Source organism: Pedobacter sp. Leaf170, assembly GCF_920984665.1.
Taxonomy (GTDB): domain Bacteria; phylum Bacteroidota; class Bacteroidia; order Sphingobacteriales; family Sphingobacteriaceae; genus Pedobacter.
The window spans coordinates 712,032-731,375 of the sequence record NZ_CAKLBP010000002.1 but is presented as its reverse complement, the minus strand read 5'-3'; the positions used below and the strand labels follow the sequence as shown (position 1 = coordinate 731,375).

Genomic DNA, 19,344 nt, shown 5'->3' with positions numbered 1-19,344 from the left:
TTTAGTATTTAAGAAAGGCCTGATTTTAAAAAATCATGCCTTTCTTGTTTTATAAAATTAAGAAGATTGTTAAACGTTCTGCACATTATTTAATTCTATTGAAATTCTTTCCGCAATTTGTGATGCAGTAACAACTGCCTGATTTTCAGCTAGGCTATCTCCTGCGTTTCCATGTAGGTAGCAGGCCAATACGCATGCATCAATAGGCGAATATTTCTGAGCCACAAGCGAGGCTATAATACCCGTTAATACATCACCCATACCACCTTGCGCCATTGCAGGGTTACCTGTTGGATTTACATAAACTTTCTGATTTGGCGCACAAATAAATGTGTATTGATTCTTTAATACAATAACAACATTTAGTTTTTGCGCTTGCTTTCTTGCCGTTTCTACCCTATCCCACCAATTAGAATGTGCTCCGAAAAGTCTATCAAATTCTTTAACATGTGGCGTTAAGATAGAATTTTGTGGTAACTTCTCTAATAAATTTTGTTTTTTAGAGATTATATTTAATGCATCGGCATCAATTACCATCGATATATTTTCCGTAATTAACTTTTCGAGCATGCGTTCAGCTTCTTCAGAAGTTCCTAATCCCGGACCAATTGCAATTGCCGAAAATTTCTTTAAATTTTCTGTTTTAAAAATTTCATCGCGATCTATCGCCATAACTTCGGGCAATAAGGTATTTAACGCAATTAACCCATTATTTGGAATACAAGCCGTTGTTAAACCGGCTCCGCTATGCAAACAAGCTTTACAAGAAAGCAATGCGGCGCCCATGGTTTTTGTATCTCCTGCAATAATCAGAGCGTGACCATAAGTACCTTTATGGCTAAAAAGCTGACGAGGTTTTATTTTAGATTTGATATCATCCAAATCAACTAGAAAAAAATCTGAGTTCTGGTTTTGGATATAATCATTATTTAGTCCGATTGGAACAACTTCAAATTTTTGTGTTGCCTGCAAGCTTTCCGGAAAAAAGAAATTGATTTTTGGTCTTTCGAAACTGATGGTTTTGTAGGCTTTGATGCCCTCATAGTTATCCGGTAAATTTCCTTCTGCAAAAAAACCTGTCGGAACATCTACTGCATAAACTTTCTTTGCAGACGCATTTATTTTTTTTGCCAATTCAAGGTAATCCTTTGATAAAGGTCTATTTAAACCAGAACATAATATGGCGTCGATTATTATATCTGATGAGATATTTTTTAGGTCTGATGGCTTATTGAGGATAACCTTTTTACAACCCGATTCATTAAACCGCTGTAGATTTATAGAGAAATCGGCAGTTTCCTTATCGCTGAAGTTAACAATGTATACCTTAATACTTTCGTAACCATTTAACAATAAAATATGCGCTATAGCTAAGCCGTCGCCTCCATTATTCCCTTTGCCGCAGAAAATGGCAATCTTTTTATTGATGTTAAACTCATCCTTTAAAAAACATCTACAAAATGCTCTCGCAGCATTTTCCATCAAGTCAATTGACGCTATTGGTGTGCTGGAAATTGTAAATTCGTCGGCAGCACGCATTTGTGAAGAAGTAAGCAGAGTTTGCATAAAACGAATATATGGTTTTAGCAATAATAAAACTTAAGCGCTATTTGTTTCGGTTTTGAATAATAGGCGCATTTTATTTTTAACAAACAAATGCTTCATCAGTAATCAAAAAAGCTTATTCGTTTATTATAATCTTTTTAAACTGAAGTAAATCTTCGTAAAAATTTATGATAAGCACTGTTTTTGGTCTAGGTGTTACTAGCTTTTCATATACGTTTGTTTCAATTGAATCTAAAGTTTGTTTAGTTGATTTTATGATAACTAAAAAATCATTCTCTACTAAAAAATCAACGTGGAATTTATAATTAAGGATAACACCATTATAATTTACATCGTACTTTTTATTGGCTTCGAAGCTTATACCTTTATCAGAGAGCTCACTCTCGAAAGCTGATTTATACAAACCAGCATTTAAACTTTTACCTAAATGTCTATGAATATTCATTGCGATATTAATTAGTACCATAAATTTGCTACGAGAATTAATATCAGTTTGCGAATTGTTGTGCATATCTTGGTTGTCGTTGGATTGTAGAGAATCTAAATTAATCATAGCTAAAAACTATTGTTGGCTTTCTGTAACCAACTTTTCTCTCTTCCGTTTGTATTTGCGAACGGATTTCTACAACCTTTTCAACTTGTTTGTTAAAACGTTCTAAAGCTTTTCTTGCTTCAATAGCATCACCTTTAACTTTTTTCGACATTTTATCCATCGATTTCATATCAATGGTTGAGCTGCTTACTGTTTTATCTGAGTAACTATGAGTTTCTTCTGCTGATGCTTTAGCTTTTCCATTAGCTTCTAAAAGTTTAAGTCGTAATTTTTCAACTTCTTCTTCTTCTTCTGATTCTTTAACTTTCAGTTCGAGAATTTTAATGTTTGCTTTTAGCAGTTCAATTCTGTTGTTGAGATTTTTAACAGAATCCTGGGATACATTCGCTTTATAAGTTTGCGAAAGTGACACTTTGTAGCATGATACAAGAAGCACTAGAAATAGGAATTTTTTCATTACAATCTGTTTGGATTGCTAATCAATATCCAATAAGTGTGCCGCTGGAAATACACCGGATCTTAGAGCTTGCAGGAATGATTTGAGGAAAATTGAGCAAACCTGCAGTTTAGGTTGAGGAAAATTATCCCCAGAAAAATTGCTACGCGTTTTTCATCTCATCTTTGATAACCAAAAATAACTCATTTGGCCTTTGAGTTCCTATAAAATACTCTAAACCATCTCGGTCTGTTAATACAACTGCATCTTTACCAGATGAGTAGAAACGAATGGTGCCTTTTGTATGTAGGTTATATACGGGATTGTTAAAAAAATAACGACTGTAAGTTGTTTTACGAACATCCACAATACTGTTTAAATCTATTTTAACACGTTTGGTAGTCCAAAGACCATCTAAAATCATGCTACCATTATCAACAATAATTTTATATTGGATGAGGAAAAGCAGAAGCATAGAAACGCCTATTATCCCGAAACCCACTACCAGAAACAAATCTTGCGTATTATCGCGGTCGCGTTCGTAAACGTAAGCAGCAAAACAAAATGCTGCCATTATTAGCCTGATGAATATGCGAACATAATCACGACCAATATATTGTTTTTCGATATATGCGTACCTGCTTTCCAACTTATTTAATTTTGACTTCGAATATAGCAACTTTTTTTGTTGCCTTAGTTAATTTGTAGCGGTTATCCTGTCTAAATCCTGCAATCCAAATAATATCACCATTTCCGTTTATTAAAATTGGAATTTTGCCTTTCAAATGCAATGGAACTTTTTCATCGATAAAAAAGTCGCTAAGCTTTTTAAAATTTTGCATTCCTAGCGGGATAAACTTATCTCCATTTTGCCAGTTTCTCATCACCATTGGAAAAACCAGATTTTGAGCATCTACATAGACTACCCTCTTATCTGTCATAAAATTGATTTCATTACTAAAATTTAGGCTAAAATGATAATCGCCAAAGTAAAAATCAGTTTCTTGCTGATGAATCATTTTATGCTGATGAAAGCCATCATCAAGCTTTGAAATTATTAAAAAATCTCTGTCAATTATTGCCTGATGTGTGGCGCTTAAAAATTTCAATCCGCTTTGCTTATGCAGATTGCTAATTAAATCAGCCACAACCTGATCTGTAAAGTGGTATGGTTTCAGCAATTCAAATAATAATAAGTTTTGCGGCTCAAGTGCATCTATATCTTTTATTGCAATATATATCCCATCTTTTTTATGCTGAACGATTTGAAGCGACAACCGTTTAACACTCAAAATCAAAAATTCTTCCAACTGACTAAAACGGTTTATATTTTGCTCAAATGTGTGCTCGAGGTTTGGGTTAATTTGTTGAAGATGAGGAATTACATCTAGCCTTATTTTATTCCGAGTATAATTTGTGCTTAAGTTAGAGCTGTCTTCTACAAAGCTAATGTCGTGCTCATCAACTAAAGCATTAATTTCGGCTCTGGTGAGAAATAAAAGGGGCCGAATTAATTTATCCCGCTTGGGCAAAATACCATGCAAGCCACTAATTCCGGTTCCTCTAACCAAGTTAATCAGCACAGTTTCAACAGCGTCGTTTTGGTGTTGGGCTAAAGCGATATAATCATAACCATGCTGTACACGGATTTCTTCAAACCATTGGTAACGGAGTTCTCTCGCTGCCATTTGAGTAGAAATTTTATGTTCTGCAGCATATTTTTTTGTATCAAACTGCGTTAAATGAAAAGAAAGATTTAGCGAAGCTGATAACATTTTAACAAAATGTTCGTCGCGAGTTGCCTCATCTGCCCGTAAATTAAAATTACAATGGGCTACACCAATATTAACGCCTAAAGCTTTGAATAAATGAAGCATTAATATCGAATCTTTACCGCCGCTTACGGCAAGCAAAATCTTATTACCACTTGTAAACAGTTTATGCTGGTTTATAAATTCCTGAAATTGTTTTAAGGGTAACATTCATCAAAAATATTTAATTTTAATCGGTTTCTGAACGTTCAAAACAAAAAACTAACTTTGTAGGGTGCAAAAAATATTTGTCTTTCTCTTCTTTTTAATTGGTCCTTTGTTTTTATTCGGACAAAAAAAGGGTTCTATTATAAAAATTATTTCCTCATCGAGCGTAACGGGCGTTAGAGATAAGAATGCAATTTTCTTAAAAAACCCTGTTTTTCAGCAAGATAATGCAACACTAACTTGTGATAGCGCAATCTTTTACACCGAACGCAATTATTTTGAAGCCTATAGAAATGTTCACATCCAACAATTAACAACTGATATTTATTCGGATGAGCTGCAATATGATGGAAATAAAAAGCATGCGCATTTAACCGGAAATGTTAAAATGATTGATCCAAAATCTACCCTTACCACCAATATTTTGGATTATGATATGGTTGCAAAGATTGGTACTTATACCAGTGGCGGAAAAATTCAAACACAAGATGTTACGCTAACCAGCAAAAACGGATATTATTTTAACAATAGCAGCGATGCTTATTTCCGCTACAATGTATTGGTGGTTACCCCGCAAAGTACAATCAAGTCTGATACGATGCGCTACAACGTAGATACCAAATGGACTTATTTTTATGGCCCGACCAATATTAAAGGAAAAGACGATAATTTATATACTGAAAATGGCGCATACAACACCTTAACAGAAGATGCTTATTTCGGTAAAAAGAATTTATACACACAAGACACAAAATCGCTAAGAGGTGATAGTTTGTACTATTTTGGTAAAGCAGGATATGGTAAAGCGGTAAAAAATATAGTTTTTACAGATAAAAAAGACGGCACCAAAATGTTTGGCGATTTAGGTTATTACTATAAAATAGATCAACGAACACTGGTAACCAAAAACGCTTATGTAGATATTATTTCTGGTGATTCTATAACAGTAAAAGATAAAAAGCGCCCGGATACTTTAAGACTTGGAGCGGATACCCTGGAAACACAAATGGTATTACAGAAAACTTTGAAGCTTGTTCCAAAGATTTCTGTGAAAGCAGATAACCAGGTTGGTGAAGATGAGGAAGAAGGCGGAGATGCCGAAAAACCTGAAAAAAAAGGCAAACTACCGCCACCAGCTCGAAATATAGACAAGACTGAGCCTAAAAACGACCAGAAGCAAAAGAACAAACGTGGTGATAAAAATGAGCCAATAAAGCCAGATCTATTAAAAAAAGCTACGCTTGATAGTACAAAATTGAATCTGGATTCGCTCCGTAATAAAATACCCAAACCAGATAGCTTAAAAATAGCAGCTTCAAAGCTCAAGATTGATTCAACATTATCAAAATCTTCCACAAAATTGAAGGATAGTTTAAAGCTTGAGAAAGCTATAACACCTAATGTAAATACAAAAGCTAAAACAACAGTAGATAGTTTGCTTAACAAAAACGCTGTAGCTAAAAACTTAAAAAGTACTACAGCTAAAATTTTAAAGCCAGATTCGGTTATTAACCCTGCAGATACCGTTCAGGCAAGAACCATTAAAGCCTACCACAACGTTCGCATTTACAAAAGCAACATACAGGCAAAAACAGATAGTTTATTTTACACCAGCGCCGATTCTACTTTGCGCTGTTTCGTAAATCCTATTATTTGGTCAGAAGGTTCGCAAATGGTTGGCGATACCATTTATGTTCAATTCAAGAAAAATAAATTAAACAATTTGCAGGCTTTTAGGAATGCCTTTCTAGTAAATACTCCAATCGATTCTTTACGGTTTAATCAAATTAAAGGCCGATACATGACTGGCTTTTTTTCCGAAGGAAAACTTAAAACTTTATATGTTGATGGAAATGCTGAAAGTATTTATTACACACAAGATGATAGCACAAAGGTTTACAAAGAGATGAACCAAACTTTGAGTAGCCGGATAAAGTTCACTTTTAAAAATAACGATATTGATGACATTACCTACATCAGCAGTGTAGAAGGTGCACTAAACCCCGAAAATACCATTGCTAAAGATCATGTTTTAAAAGGATTTTCGTGGAAACCGAAAGAAAGACCACGGTCTAAAAAAGATGCTATTGGTTCTGTTGGCAAACCTAAAGCGAAAGCTAAAGCCCCGGTTACTAAATCAACTGCAATAAAGAAGCCTGTGTCGCCAAAAGTTAATTCGCCATCGGTTTCTAAAGATATTCCCAAAATTATTGCACCAAAAAACACTGCAAAAATAGACTCTTTGCTAAATGAAATTAAACCAATTTTACCGAAAATGGATTCTACTTCAGTAAAACCAAAAGGAATTAATTATTGATTTAAGATTTAAGGAAAGTCAGCATTTTTTGCAAAGCAATTGCCCTGTGACTTATTCTGTTTTTTTCAGCAAGGTTCATCTCTGCAAAGGTAATTTCATAGCCATCTGGTTGAAAAATCGGGTCGTAACCAAAACCATTTGAACCTGATAATTCTGTTCTGATTGTTCCATTAATCACACCCTCAAATAAATGATTTTGTCCGTCCTGCATTAAGGATATAACCGTTTTAAATCTGGCTTTTCTATTTTCAGAACCTTGTAATTTAGCCAAAACCAATTGAATATTTTCAGCGCTATCTCTACTCCCAGCGTAGCGGGCAGAATAAACACCAGGCTCATTATTTAAAGCTTCAATTTCTAAACCGCTATCATCAGCAAAACAATCTAAATTGTAATGCGCAACAACATAACCACTTTTTAAGGTTGCATTACCATCAAAAGTATCAGCAGTTTCCGGAATATCGGTTTCGCAACCAATATCTTTTAAATTCAAAACCTCATACTGACCAGCCAACGCAGCACGAATTTCTTCTGTTTTATGGTCGTTATTAGTAGCGAAAACGAGCTTTTTCATTAAAAAGAGTATTTATTTTATAAGTTGAAGATTTGCCCAAAGCATTTTCTTTGCTGGTAAATCTGCATCCAAATCATGCAGGTTCGGTGCAAAAATCATTCTTGTATTTTGATAAAGGATAATTTCATTTTTCCAGGCGAGATTTAGTTTCAATTGATGGATATCAACCCCAAATGATAACATTAGTTGCGGATTAAAAAATTGCTGAAGTTCTGAAAAGTCGGTATTATGGTAGGCTGCATAATTCAATAATGCAAAATCAGCCGTTACTAAATCAATCGCTTTAACAATTTTTCTAAGCAAATCTCTACCCTGTTCTGTACTTACATCATTAACATTATCGTTAACCAAAATCAACACCGACTTTTTATTGCCTCCTAAAAATTTGAAAGGCTTCGGCTGTGTTAAAGGTTCTTCAAGAATTACTGTTTTTACGCTGTTTTCCTGATAAACGGGAATTGATGTTGACTGAATATTGGATATAGAAGTTGTTTCTTTACCTTCCGTTGGTACGCTTTTCAACTCCGTTACCGTAGTAGGCAAATCATTCAATACGGTGTTGTCACTAGCTTCAGCCGAGATTTTTACCGAATTATCCTCTACTAAGAATACATCATCAGTAAAAAATAATCGTAAAGCGTTGGCATTGTTGGTAAGCTGGTTTTCCATTCGTATTTTTGCAGTATAATAATATCTGTTAAAATTAGTTAAATATCTTATAATAGCTCCGCTAATTGTTACTTTTATCCATTACAATTTATAGAATCCTCCGGGTGAGAAAAGCATATTGCTTACTTATTTTTTGTGTAGTAACAAACGCTGCAATTGCTCAAAATGTTGCTACAATAAATAATAAAACAATAAGCAGTAAAGAATTTATGTGGGCTTATAAAAAAAGTCACAACGGAAGCGCTAATACAGACTATAATACCCTTGCAAACTATTTAAACTTATACATTAATTTTAAGCTTAAAGTTTTAGATGCGAAGGAAATGGGTTTAGATAAAAGCAAAAATTTTCAGGAAGAGGTTAAAACTTACGAAAATGCATTAGCAGAACATAAAAAAGTTAACAATAAGGGTAAAGAACACGATTTTTTACTAAATGAATACCGCGAGGGTGTGCTGATGTTTAATATCTCAGAACAAAAAATCTGGAGTAAAGCACAAGATGATGATGAAGCAATTGCCGGGTTTTATCAAACAAATAAACTGAAATACAATAAACCATTAAGCGAAATAAAAGGTGATGTAATTGCCGATTATCAGCAAAAATTAGAAGAAAATTGGCTCAATAACCTTAAACAGAAATATCAGGTTAAAATTAACGAGAATGAACTGCGCAAATTAGCGAAGCTATAAATTGCAATACATTCAATTAATAAGGGCATTAATATTAAATTTGCAAAATACAATAAATAGAATGAAGAAAGTTTTTTTAGTAGTAACTGCGTTGTTGGGCTTGTTTTTAAACACTTATGCTCAAAAGAACAATTTAGATAAAGTTGCTGCTGTTGTAGGAAATAATATTATTCTCCTATCGGATATTAATCAACAATACACCCAAATTTTGTATCAAGGCCAGGCGGCTGATCCGAACATTAAATGCAAAATTTTAGAAAATACCTTAATACAGAAATTGCTTAAACAGCAAGCTGAAATCGATTCGATTATGGTTGATGACAGCCAGGTTGATGATGAAGTAAACAGACGTATGCGTTACAGCATTAATCGTGCAGGCGGACAGGAGCGTTTAGAGCAGTTTTTAAATAAATCTGTTTTACAATACAAAGATGAGATGAGGCCATCTATTAAAGATGAGTTGATTGCGCAAAAAATGCAATCTAAAATCACCGAAAACATCAATGTAACTCCATTAGAGGTTGAGAAATATTACAAATCTTTAGGTGATACACTTCCTGAGTTTAATACAGAAGTTGAAGTTGGAGAGGTTATTCTTCATCCTCAATTAACAAAAGCAGAGAAAGAAAAATTTCATGATAAAATTGAAGCTTTACGCTTGAGAATTAAAGGTGGTGAAGATTTTGGTGCTTTAGCAAAAGCATATTCAGAAGATCCGGGTTCAGTTGGTGATGGTGGAGATTTAGGTTTTTTTGATAGAAGCCAGATGGCAAAAGAATTTACTTCATGGGCCTTCAAACTTAAAGCAGGCGAAATGTCGCCCGTTTTTGAAACAGAATTTGGATTTCATATTTTGCAGGTTATAGAACGAAGAGGCGAACAGGTGCATGCCCGTCATATTTTAGTTATGCCGAAAAGTACACAGGCAAGTATCGACCGTACAAAACTACATGCAGATAGTATCTACAACAACATCATGGCAAAAAAACTAAGTTTTGCAGCCGCAGCGAACCTTTATTCTGATAATAAAGAAACAAAATATAACGGTGGTATGATGTTGAATGCAGAAAATGTACAGAGCAGAACTACATTTATCCCAATTGATAAATTAGACCCTGCAGTATTTTTGGTAATTGATACCATGAAAGTTGGTGGCATTTCTAAACCAGAATTATTTACAGCTGCTGATGGTAAGCAAGGTTACAGAATTTTATACCTTAAATCTAAAATTCCACCACACAAAGCAAACCTGGTTCAGGATTTTCCAAAAATAAAGGCAGCAGCACAAGATGATAAAACCAACCGTACATTGAGCGAATGGTTTGAAAAAAGAAGAGAAAGCACTTACATTAAAATCGATCCAGACTTTCAAACTTGCGATTCATTAAAAATCTGGACAAAATCGAGCACTAGCACAGAAACAAAATAATGCCTATGCAATACAGGAATGAAGTAGAAGCTGTAGATGCCCTTCATCAGTCTTTCAATACCATCAAAGCAGAAATTAGCAAGGTTGTTGTTGGACAAGATGACATTATAAAATCTGTGTTAATCGCCATTTTTAGTAACGGACATTGTTTACTGGTTGGCGTACCCGGATTAGCCAAAACTTTACTTGTACAAACGGTAGCTTCGGTGCTGGATTTAGATTTTAATAGAATTCAGTTCACACCAGATTTAATGCCAAGCGATATTATTGGCGCAGAGATATTAGGCGAAGACAGGCACTTTAAATTTATAAAAGGGCCTGTTTTTTCAAATATTATCCTTGCTGATGAAATTAACAGAACGCCACCTAAAACTCAGGCGGCTTTGTTAGAGGCCATGCAAGAAAAATCGGTAACGGCAGCAGGTCAAACCCATTCCCTTCCAAAGCCTTTTTTCGTTTTAGCAACACAAAACCCTATTGAGCAAGAAGGAACCTATCCATTACCCGAAGCACAATTAGACCGCTTTATGTTTAACATTCAGCTTAATTATCCTGCATTTGCAGATGAGTTGAATATTGTAAGAAACACCACCAGCAACAAAACCACTCCGCTACAAAAAATTATTCATGCTGATGATATACAATATTTTCAAAAATTAATACGTGATATTCCTGTAACAGATAATGTGTTGGAATACGCGGTAAAACTTGCCGCTAAAAGCCGCCCGAATACGGAGTTTGCAACAGATGCGATAAATAAATATGTAAGTTGGGGTGCTGGACCCAGAGCATCGCAATTTTTGGTTTTGGGCGCTAAATGTCATGCTGCAATAAGCGGTAAATATGCACCAGACATAGAGGATGTTCAAGCGGTTGCTGAACCGATTCTGCGCCATCGAATTGTTCGTAATTATCGTGCTGAAGCAGAAGGTTTATCTATTGAGAAGATAATCAACGATTTACTCTAAAACTTTATTGTTATGCTGAATTTATTTCAGCATCGTAAGCCTTGGTAAATTAACTACATCACTTAGCTTCCATATAATTAAAAGATTACCGCAACAATTTTAAGATTAATTAAACAATGTCCTTAAAATTTATTTTTTTGAACATTGTTGTTATCTTTACACACATTAAAAAGCAAATTTTAAATCAAAAATATTAGATATGTCAGCTCACGACTCACACGCACCAGTTCAGCAAACAAAAGGGATTTGGGCATTACCATTAACCGTATGGATTATCGTTTTAATCCTTTGCGTGGTTTTTACCAGACCTATTTTTCATCATGCAGAAGAAGGAACTTCATCTTCCCATGAAAAAACAGAAGCTGCACATACTGAAGAAGCAAAACCTCATCACTAAGATTTTTTTAAGTGAAGCAAAGAAGGTTCTGATATTAGTTTATCAGAACCTTATTTATTTTAGGCATTATTAAAGTGAATTTAGGCATCATTCCAGCATTGCGAGGCACAATGAAATCTTTTGTCAGGAGATTGCTCCGCAACTCGAAATGACGATTTTATTAATTGTTTTTGCTTCAATGACCGTAAAAGAATCAAAGTTTTCGTTACTTAATTTGATTCATTAAATTAGGGAAATCGGTAATGATACCGTCAACACCTAAACTCTTGAAATAGTTGATGTCTTTAATGGTATTAACCGTCCAGGGTATAATTTTAACGCCCATGGCGTGGCATCTATCTACCAATCCTTTACCAACTAAAACAGAGTAAGGACTATATATTGTCGGCTTAAATCCAAGTTTTTTTATATAATCTTCAAAAGATTCTTTCTCATCAATTAACAAAGAAGTTTGAATTTTAGGATATTTTTCATGAAGATATTGAAGCGTTCGCATATCAAACGATTCGATAATAACCCTTTTGGTCAGTTTTTTTTCCGTAACTACAGCCATAATCAATTCAATAAATTCAGCCGGCTCAGGATGAAATTCATTATCACCGTTTTTTATGGTTTTGGTTTCGATGCTATACATCGGTTTTGAAAGTTTATTTTCTTTAACATAAGCTTCAACGGCATCAATTGTTTCTGTAAGCGATGGTTTGTAAGCTTTAAATTTCATTTGCCCGGGAAAACGGTTATGAATTTTGCTGCCAACATCAAATTTCTTTATCTCCTCATAATTCATTTTATAAATATTGAAATTCTTTTGATCCTTCAAGGTAATGGCCTTTCCGTTGGGTTGTAAAGAAATTTCGGAATTAAAATATGGCTCTTGAGATAAAATTACCTGTTTGTCTTTTGAGATAACTGCATCCATTTCTATTGTAGTAACGCCTAAATCTAAGGCTTTAAGCATTCCCTGTATTGTGTTTTCGGGCATAATGCCTCTTGCACCGGCTTTACCCTGAACATCAAACTTCTGTTTTTGAGCAAAAGCATCAATAATAAATAAGAAGAAGATTGGAAACAGTATTAATTTTTTAATCATGAAATTTATTTTTATCATAAACGTAAAACTAATGCTTTACATATAAAAAAAGGGCTTTCTTTTTACAGATAGCCCTTCTAAAGGTTCACATTATAAATTATCTTTCTGCTGGTACAAAAGCCTGAACAATTAAGTTCCAGCTTGCATCAGCAGCTTTTTCGTAAATGAAAACATAATTAAAGCTTTCACGTAAATCTGCTTTGTAATCAATAGTTGCAACGCCATAAGTATAAGCAAAATCGCTACCAGCAGCCTTATCAACTACTGTTGTTTTAAGGTTTATCTTACTTATCATCCCATTAAAAAATGATAGTATTTTGCCTTTGCCTTCAATGGCTTCATTACCAGGAAAAAGTAAACGGGCATCATTAGTTAAAAATCCTCCAAAAGCACCAATACCATGAGTTTTAAGGAAGGTATTAAGCGTTTTCTCGGTAGTAAGAATAACATCTTTACCAGCCTTTATTTCTTTCTCGTTTATGAAAGTTTTAGGCGCCACACGCTCTTTTGGTTCAACAAATCTATCTGCAATTTTTTGCAGTGGTTTATTACTCTCTGTGCCTAAATCAATAGCTAGCTTCCATTTACCAGCTTCTGCTTTCCAAATAGATAAATACTGACCATATTTTTTATCAGTTGTACCAACAGCATAGTTTCCAGTGGTAAATCCCCAATCGCCACTTTTAGAAACCTTTGCCAAATTAGGCTCCCAATTTACTTCATTCATGCCTTTAGATTGGCTCGCATAGAAAGTTTTTGCATTTACCGGGTTCGGTCTAAATACTAATGTGTTTGCTGATGAGTATTCTATATACGACTCTTTATCACCATTTTTTGCTATCGATTTAGCGAATTCTTTTTCTGCATTAACTAAAGATTTTGTAGTTCCATCGCTCTTTTGTGCAAATGCACCAAAAGCTAAAAGCGAAGCCAATGCGGTTGAGAAGATTTGTTTCATCTGTAGATATTTATTATTTGTTAGTTTTTATAAAGAAATACGCCTTGTATGGATATCTGTGTTGAGAATTTCGCACATGACTACTTCAACTATGTTTTTATGTTTAGATAGAGCGAATATAAAATTTTCTTTTGGCTGCATATTTAAAAGTAATTAACAATTAAACATTGCTATTTCTCACGATAAATGGTTTCCAAAACCGTTTGTCCGGTTGCCTTTAATGTATTTTTATCAATGTTGGCTAAGTTATCCAATTGGGTATGCCAATTAATGTAAAACCCACTGTTATCGTTATAATGAATAATATCGACGCAAGGAACGCCGGCTTTATTAACCCAGAAATGATCATCAACTAACTTTCCGCTTGGGATACTTACAAAGTATGATGAATAACCAATTTCACTACCGATATTCCAAACTTTATTAACAACTTCAGGAGCAGATTGGCGGGATATTTCATCTTGAGTAAACTGAGCGTTCCCGCCGCCTACCATATCCAGATTGATACCATAAATAGCTTTATAGCCCATTTTCACCGCATTTTTAGCCCAATATTGCGAACCCAAACACCAGGTGATTTCATCAGGTGTTTCATCATTAGCTTTACCGTAGTCTTCCAAATCCCAAAGCACAAAATCTACACCAACATTAGGTTGTTTTTGTTGAATCTGGCGAGCCATTTCAAGTATTACAGCCACTCCGCTACCCGCATCATTTGCAGCATCGAAGGGTTTTGTATGATTTACAGGGTCGGTATCTTGATCAGAAAATGGCCTAGCATCCCAATGGGCGGTAACCAAAACCCTGTTCTTATTTTCAGGATTAAAGCTTGCCACAATGTTTTTTAGCTGAAAGGTTTTACCATCATAAGTTTTAGTTGGTTCGCCCTCAATATTTACCTTTGCACCAAATGATTTTAATTTACTAACCAGATAAATAGCACATTTTTTGTGGGCATTGGTTCCAGGAATACGCGGACCGAAATCTACCTGAGCTTTTGTATATGCAAAGGCACTATCAGCATTAAAATCTGGTGAAACCAACTTAATTTCCGTTGTTGTAGTTTCGCTGTCTTCTGAAGATTTTTTCTCGTTTTTACAGGCTTGAAAAGCAAAAATTGTAAGTAAGGATAGTATTAAAAGTTTTTTATTCATTGTTATAAGTTAAAAGCTGAAAGGGAAAAGATTAAAGCTTAAATGAAAAGTTAAACCTTACTCCAGGTTGTACCTTCTTTGCCATCTTTGAGCTGAATACCCAATTCTTGCAAACCAATTCTGATTTTATCAGATGTGGCATAATCCTTATTTTCTTTTGCTTCCTTACGGAGCTGAATCACCATATCTAAAACGCTATTCAGTTCAAGATTATCAGATTCCTCATCCTTTAATCCTAAAATTTCAAAAACAAATTCATTAATCAACGCTTTTAACTTCTCTAGCTCAGTTAACGAAATTTTGCCTTTACCATCGTAAATCGTATTGATAATTCTTACCGCCTCAAACAATTCGGCAATTAAAACCGGACTGTTAAAATCATCATTCATAGCGTTAATGCATTTTTCTTTAATTGCATCAACATCAAAATCGCTTTCTGCGGATGTTTGAAGTTTATCAAGCAAACTCACAGAAGCCATTAATCTTCTGAAACCTTTTTCTGATGCATCCAAAGCATCATTTGAAAAATCCAAAGTACTGCGATAATGCGCCTGAAGCATAAAAAATTTAACCGTCATCGGGCTATAGCCTTTTCTTAACAGAGGATGGTTGCCGGTAAACAACTCTAAAGGAAGGAAACCGTTGCCTGCCGATTTCGACATACGCGTTCCATTAACAGTAAGCATATTGGTATGCATCCAAAAACGTGCAGGTTGATGGTGACTGCAAGCCTCAGATTGTGCAATTTCATTTGTATGGTGTGTTGCGGCTAAATCCATACCACCACCGTGAATGTCGAATTCGGCACCCAGATATTTAGCACTCATTGCCGAGCATTCTATATGCCAACCCGGAAAACCCATGCCCCATGGCGATTGCCATTGCATTAAAGTTTCAGGCTTTGCCTTGATCCATAAAGCAAAATCCAACCGACCTCTTTTTTCATCTTGCCCACCCAATTCGCGGGTGTTATTCAGCATATCTTCCAGGTTACGGTTAGTTAATATGGTATAATTATATTCTTTGCTATATTTCTCAACATCAAAATATACATTTCCACCAATTTCATAGGCGTATCCATTTTCAATGATAACTTTTATCATCTCAATTTGCTCAATAATATGCCCGGTTGCAGTAGGCTCAATACTTGGCGGAAGTGTATTAAACATGCGTAGTACATCATGAAAACCTAATGTGTATTTCTGCACAATTTCCATTGGCTCCAACTGCTCTAATTTAGCTCGTTTTGCAAATTTATCATCGCCCTCATCCCTATCACCCTCCAAATGCCCTGCATCTGTAATATTTCGTACGTAACGAACCTTGTAGCCCGAGTATTTTAGGTATCTGAAAATTAAATCAAAAGAAATAAACGTGCGGCAGTTACCCAGGTGCACATCGCTGTAAACCGTCGGACCGCAAACATACATCCCAACATTGGGTGCATTTAAAGGTATAAATTCTTCTTTTTTTCGAGAAAGCGTGTTGTAAAGCTGTAAGCCATTATTCATATTGCAAATGTAATATTTACCAATGGAAAGTTCGGAATTGTTTAATTGCCAAAACACTTTATTGACAATGTATAAATCAAAAAGCTTTTTATTTGAAGAGCAAGCTAGTATTTCAATTAATGTTAGTCTTGCTTTACATTGCCCGCCTACCGTAGGTGGGGAAGTCCTCTCTACACTCCGGGCTTTACATTTCAATCAGGTCTAAATAACTAAAAGAAATTCAAATATTAACCGTCGTCTCGACTGGAGCGTAGCGCAACGGAGAGATCTTTTAACCAAGAATAATTTTTATTCAAAGATTTCTCCACTTCGGTCGACATGACGATAATCTCCGCAACCTCGGCTGCTGCGCAGTGGAGCGGAAAGAACTTTGAACATAAAATTTAAGGATTATAGTTATCCCCAAACAAAAAAAGCTCAAACTGGGTGTCCGATTTGAGCTTATTGTATAAGGAATAAAACGTACTTAGTTTTTCAATTTGGATTTAAAAACCTTTTCTAACTTCTCTAGTTTCGGTAAAATCACTAATCTACAGTAAGCCTGGTCGCCGTTGTTTTTATAGTAATTTTGATGATAGCTCTCTGCTACATAAAATGGCTTAGCTTGTTCAATAGCCGTTACCACTTTTTTGCCAAAAGCATTCGTTTTGTTTAACTCATCTTTAAACTTATCGGCCAATGCTTTTTGTTCTGCATTATGGTAAAAAATAACCGAACGATATTGAGTTCCGCTATCTGCACCCTGGCGGTTTAAAGTAGTCGGGTCGTGGCTTTTCCAAAAAACTTCTAATAATTCAGTATAACTGATTTGCAAAGGATTATAAGTAATCTGCAAAACTTCGGCATGCCCGGTTAAACCAGTACAAACCTCTTCATAGGTTGGATTGGCAATTTTACCGCCTTCATAACCAGATTTTACAGAAGTAACTCCTTTTATTTTCTGAAAGATAGCTTCCGTACACCAGAAACAGCCCATTCCAAAGGTAGCCTGCTCGCCTTTTTTGCCTTGTGCATTTGCGGTCCCAATAAGAAGCACTGTTAGTAGAATTAAAATTATTTTTTTCATGTTTTTGTGTGTTTTTAAGCAACCAACATTATCAATTACTAACCTATATTACGAAATAAAAACATTTTAAGTTTCTATTGTTTTAATAATGGATTTTGCATGACAAACTAATTTTTGTGGATTCAGAATTGACTGTTAATAACTTAAAAATCTATATATCAATAATTTGTAATAGTTTAATTTAAGTAAATTACACTTATTAACAATTCTTATTAAATTCGTACAACAATTAAATATAAAATTATGTCAACACCTTATATTCCATGTTTAGACTTAGGTTCGTATATAAACGGAACCGAAGAAGAGCGAAAAAAATTCTCTGATGAACTTGGCAGAGCTTTTAACGATTCTGGTTTTGTAACCATAACCAACCATGGTTTAAGTCAGGAATTAATAGATAAACTTTACGAAAATATTAAAGCTGCTTTCGCCTTGCCTTTGGAAATAAAACGCAAGTATGAGAAACCGGAATTGGCCGGTCAACGTGGTTACACAAGTGCAGGTAAAGAAACGGCTAAAGGTGCGAAAACGCCAGACTTAAAAGAGTTTTGGCAAATCGGACAAGAGGTTACAGATGGCGACCCGGTTAAAAATGAATACCCAGATAATGAAGTTTTAGAGGAATTATCAGAATTTAATAAAGTAACAGGTTCAATTTATAAAAAACTTGAAGAAAATGGAACGCATTTACTACGTGCTATTGCAACTTATTTAGAATTACCAATTGATTATTTCGATAAGCATGTTCATAACGGAAATTCTATTTTAAGAGGCATACATTACTTCCCGATTGAAAACCCTGAAACGATTCCAGACGATGCTGTACGTGCAGGTGCGCATGAAGACATTAACTTAATTACCTTATTAATTGGCGCTAGTGCCGATGGTTTAGAAGTTTTAACCCGCAGCAATGAGTGGTTGCCTATAAAAGCACACCATACAGATATCGTTGTAAACGTTGGCGATATGTTACAGCGTTTGACAAATAATAAATTAAAATCAACAACGCACAGAGTAGTTAATCCGCCCCGCGAATTAATGAAAACATCACGCTTTTCTGTGCCATTTTTCTTGCATCCGCGTAGCGATATGGATTTGACCAGCTTACCATCAACTATTGATGCTGAACACCCGAAAGCATATAGCGATATGACTGCAGGAGAATATCTTGATGAAAGATTAAGAGAAATTGGATTGAAGAAATAAACGAACCGTTATTGCGAGTTTTTGATTTTTCATCAAACGTGGCAACCTTTATTTAAAACACAAAGCATCAGCGAAAGTTGATGTTTTTTTTTAGCGATGATTATATTTGATTGTTCATCACCCATTAAATAAAATTCCGTAAAACCAGTTTTATGCAAGAAAAAAATTCAAATAATGGTGATTATGAAAATCTATTTACCCTTTTCAATGCGATTTATCCTTTAAAAGAAGAAATAAAAACAGCGATTATCAAAAACAGCGAACTTATCGAAGTTAAGAAAAAAGTTAAACTTTTAAGTGTGGGAGAACGTAGCAACACGATATATTTTATCATTAAAGGCGCTGCAAGAATTTACTACTTAAACAAAGAAGGTAAAGAAATCAATACCTGGTTTTTATTTGAAAATGAGTTACTGATATCTGTTTATAGTTTTTACACAGGCAAGCCAAGTTTTGAATACATCGAAACGCTTGAAGAATGCAAACTTATTGCGGTAAAAAAAGACAAATTAGATGAAATGTATTTAAACCACATGGAATTTAATTTTTCTGGTCGCAAACTTACTGAGCTTTACCACATGCGTAATGAAATTCAGGCTAATGATTTAAGAATGTTAAGTGCGAAAGAACGCTACGAGCATTTAGTTTCTCGTTACCCACAGCTTTTACAAAGGGTTTCACTAGGACACATTGCTTCCTATTTAGGGATTTCTCAAGAAACGTTAAGCAGAATTAGAAAGCGAAAATGATTTTTTGACTTTTATCAAAAACTGACCATT

The 19,344-nt window shown here is 34.7% G+C and carries 19 protein-coding genes; 7 read left to right on the top strand and 12 right to left on the bottom strand.

Annotated features, from left to right (window positions below; all coding sequences use genetic code 11):
- Positions 1 to 69 precede the first annotated feature (69 nt).
- The 5 genes from LUA90_RS08225 to tilS form a co-directional block, all read right to left on the bottom strand.
- Positions 70 to 1,566 carry an NAD(P)H-hydrate dehydratase gene (locus LUA90_RS08225; protein WP_231459108.1) on the bottom strand — a complete coding sequence of 499 codons (1,497 nt, stop codon included), beginning with the start codon at positions 1,564 to 1,566 and terminating at the stop codon, positions 70 to 72.
- Between the two features lie 115 nt (positions 1,567 to 1,681).
- Complete coding sequence (locus tag LUA90_RS08220) at positions 1,682 to 2,032, bottom strand: GxxExxY protein (protein WP_255717629.1); 351 nt, start codon at positions 2,030 to 2,032, stop codon at positions 1,682 to 1,684.
- 79 nt (positions 2,033 to 2,111) lie between these two features.
- A complete protein-coding gene (locus tag LUA90_RS08215; protein WP_231459106.1) occupies positions 2,112 to 2,576 on the bottom strand; it encodes a hypothetical protein in 465 nt (154 codons plus the stop codon).
- A gap of 142 nt (positions 2,577 to 2,718) precedes the next feature.
- On the bottom strand, positions 2,719 to 3,204 hold the full coding sequence (locus LUA90_RS08210) for a hypothetical protein (RefSeq protein WP_231459105.1): 486 nt from the start codon (positions 3,202 to 3,204) through the stop codon (positions 2,719 to 2,721).
- Position 3,205: 1 nt separating this feature from the next.
- The gene (gene tilS / locus LUA90_RS08205) at positions 3,206 to 4,537 is read right to left on the bottom strand and encodes a tRNA lysidine(34) synthetase TilS (RefSeq protein WP_231459104.1); all 1,332 of its coding nucleotides are present in this window, start codon (positions 4,535 to 4,537) and stop codon (positions 3,206 to 3,208) included.
- A 64-nt stretch (positions 4,538 to 4,601) separates the two neighbouring features.
- Here tilS and LUA90_RS08200 point away from each other — a divergent pair, with 64 nt between their 5' ends.
- Positions 4,602 to 6,851 carry an OstA-like protein gene (locus LUA90_RS08200; RefSeq protein ID WP_231459103.1) on the top strand — a complete coding sequence of 750 codons (2,250 nt, stop codon included), beginning with the start codon at positions 4,602 to 4,604 and terminating at the stop codon, positions 6,849 to 6,851.
- 1 nt (position 6,852) lies between these two features.
- Here LUA90_RS08200 and LUA90_RS08195 read toward each other — a convergent pair whose 3' ends face one another.
- Together LUA90_RS08195 and LUA90_RS08190 are read right to left on the bottom strand one after the other, a co-directional pair.
- Entirely contained in the window at positions 6,853 to 7,425 is a 573-nt protein-coding gene (locus LUA90_RS08195; protein ID WP_231459102.1) for a non-canonical purine NTP diphosphatase, read from the bottom strand.
- Between the two features lie 12 nt (positions 7,426 to 7,437).
- Positions 7,438 to 8,094 (bottom strand): hypothetical protein, encoded by a 657-nt coding sequence (locus tag LUA90_RS08190; RefSeq protein ID WP_231459101.1) that lies wholly within the window; start codon positions 8,092 to 8,094, stop codon positions 7,438 to 7,440.
- 104 nt (positions 8,095 to 8,198) lie between these two features.
- Between LUA90_RS08190 and LUA90_RS08185 the strand changes: the two genes are divergently transcribed.
- From LUA90_RS08185 to LUA90_RS08170, 4 genes are all read left to right on the top strand, one after another.
- Positions 8,199 to 8,786, top strand: coding sequence for a hypothetical protein (locus tag LUA90_RS08185; RefSeq protein WP_231459100.1), 588 nt, complete (start codon positions 8,199 to 8,201; stop codon positions 8,784 to 8,786).
- A 61-nt stretch (positions 8,787 to 8,847) separates the two neighbouring features.
- Positions 8,848 to 10,215, top strand: a complete 1,368-nt coding sequence (locus LUA90_RS08180; RefSeq protein ID WP_231459099.1) for a peptidylprolyl isomerase — start codon at positions 8,848 to 8,850, stop codon at positions 10,213 to 10,215.
- A gap of 5 nt (positions 10,216 to 10,220) precedes the next feature.
- Positions 10,221 to 11,183, top strand: coding sequence for a MoxR family ATPase (locus tag LUA90_RS08175; protein ID WP_231459098.1), 963 nt, complete (start codon positions 10,221 to 10,223; stop codon positions 11,181 to 11,183).
- 199 nt (positions 11,184 to 11,382) lie between these two features.
- Positions 11,383 to 11,580, top strand: a complete 198-nt coding sequence (locus tag LUA90_RS08170; RefSeq protein ID WP_231459097.1) for a hypothetical protein — start codon at positions 11,383 to 11,385, stop codon at positions 11,578 to 11,580.
- Between the two features lie 205 nt (positions 11,581 to 11,785).
- Here LUA90_RS08170 and LUA90_RS08165 read toward each other — a convergent pair whose 3' ends face one another.
- From LUA90_RS08165 to msrA, 5 genes are all read right to left on the bottom strand, one after another.
- Positions 11,786 to 12,670: a glycerophosphodiester phosphodiesterase family protein gene (locus LUA90_RS08165; RefSeq protein ID WP_231490701.1), complete on the bottom strand. Its 885-nt coding sequence runs from the start codon at positions 12,668 to 12,670 to the stop codon at positions 11,786 to 11,788.
- A 97-nt stretch (positions 12,671 to 12,767) separates the two neighbouring features.
- A complete protein-coding gene (locus LUA90_RS08160; protein WP_231490700.1) occupies positions 12,768 to 13,628 on the bottom strand; it encodes a nuclear transport factor 2 family protein in 861 nt (286 codons plus the stop codon).
- A 170-nt stretch (positions 13,629 to 13,798) separates the two neighbouring features.
- Entirely contained in the window at positions 13,799 to 14,782 is a 984-nt protein-coding gene (locus LUA90_RS08155; protein ID WP_231459094.1) for a M28 family peptidase, read from the bottom strand.
- A gap of 50 nt (positions 14,783 to 14,832) precedes the next feature.
- A complete protein-coding gene (cysS, locus tag LUA90_RS08150; RefSeq protein WP_231490699.1) occupies positions 14,833 to 16,293 on the bottom strand; it encodes a cysteine--tRNA ligase in 1,461 nt (486 codons plus the stop codon).
- Between the two features lie 466 nt (positions 16,294 to 16,759).
- Entirely contained in the window at positions 16,760 to 17,359 is a 600-nt protein-coding gene (gene msrA / locus LUA90_RS08145) for a peptide-methionine (S)-S-oxide reductase MsrA (protein WP_231459092.1), read from the bottom strand.
- Between the two features lie 243 nt (positions 17,360 to 17,602).
- On the opposite strand from msrA, the gene LUA90_RS08140 reads away from it, so the two are divergent.
- Positions 17,603 to 18,565: an isopenicillin N synthase family oxygenase gene (locus tag LUA90_RS08140; protein WP_231459091.1), complete on the top strand. Its 963-nt coding sequence runs from the start codon at positions 17,603 to 17,605 to the stop codon at positions 18,563 to 18,565.
- 152 nt (positions 18,566 to 18,717) lie between these two features.
- On the top strand, positions 18,718 to 19,314 hold the full coding sequence (locus LUA90_RS08135) for a Crp/Fnr family transcriptional regulator (protein ID WP_231459090.1): 597 nt from the start codon (positions 18,718 to 18,720) through the stop codon (positions 19,312 to 19,314).
- Positions 19,315 to 19,344 lie beyond the last annotated feature (30 nt).

Excerpts from the sequence above, each read along its gene's own strand:
- LUA90_RS08225 (WP_231459108.1), bottom strand. The coding sequence starts at position 1,566 with ATGCAAACTCTGCTTACTTCTTCACAAATGCGTGCTGCCGACGAATTT.
- LUA90_RS08220 (WP_255717629.1), bottom strand. The coding sequence starts at position 2,032 with ATGGTACTAATTAATATCGCAATGAATATTCATAGACATTTAGGTAAA.
- LUA90_RS08215 (WP_231459106.1), bottom strand. The coding sequence starts at position 2,576 with ATGAAAAAATTCCTATTTCTAGTGCTTCTTGTATCATGCTACAAAGTG.
- tilS (WP_231459104.1), bottom strand. The coding sequence starts at position 4,537 with ATGTTACCCTTAAAACAATTTCAGGAATTTATAAACCAGCATAAACTG.
- LUA90_RS08195 (WP_231459102.1), bottom strand. The coding sequence starts at position 7,425 with ATGAAAAAGCTCGTTTTCGCTACTAATAACGACCATAAAACAGAAGAA.
- LUA90_RS08190 (WP_231459101.1), bottom strand. The coding sequence starts at position 8,094 with ATGGAAAACCAGCTTACCAACAATGCCAACGCTTTACGATTATTTTTT.
- LUA90_RS08180 (WP_231459099.1), top strand. The coding sequence starts at position 8,848 with ATGAAGAAAGTTTTTTTAGTAGTAACTGCGTTGTTGGGCTTGTTTTTA.
- LUA90_RS08175 (WP_231459098.1), top strand. The coding sequence starts at position 10,221 with ATGCAATACAGGAATGAAGTAGAAGCTGTAGATGCCCTTCATCAGTCT.
- LUA90_RS08170 (WP_231459097.1), top strand. The coding sequence starts at position 11,383 with ATGTCAGCTCACGACTCACACGCACCAGTTCAGCAAACAAAAGGGATT.
- LUA90_RS08165 (WP_231490701.1), bottom strand. The coding sequence starts at position 12,670 with ATGATTAAAAAATTAATACTGTTTCCAATCTTCTTCTTATTTATTATT.
- LUA90_RS08160 (WP_231490700.1), bottom strand. The coding sequence starts at position 13,628 with ATGAAACAAATCTTCTCAACCGCATTGGCTTCGCTTTTAGCTTTTGGT.
- LUA90_RS08155 (WP_231459094.1), bottom strand. The coding sequence starts at position 14,782 with ATGAATAAAAAACTTTTAATACTATCCTTACTTACAATTTTTGCTTTT.
- cysS (WP_231490699.1), bottom strand. The coding sequence starts at position 16,293 with ATGAATAATGGCTTACAGCTTTACAACACGCTTTCTCGAAAAAAAGAA.
- msrA (WP_231459092.1), bottom strand. The coding sequence starts at position 17,359 with ATGAAAAAAATAATTTTAATTCTACTAACAGTGCTTCTTATTGGGACC.
- LUA90_RS08140 (WP_231459091.1), top strand. The coding sequence starts at position 17,603 with ATGTCAACACCTTATATTCCATGTTTAGACTTAGGTTCGTATATAAAC.
- LUA90_RS08135 (WP_231459090.1), top strand. The coding sequence starts at position 18,718 with ATGCAAGAAAAAAATTCAAATAATGGTGATTATGAAAATCTATTTACC.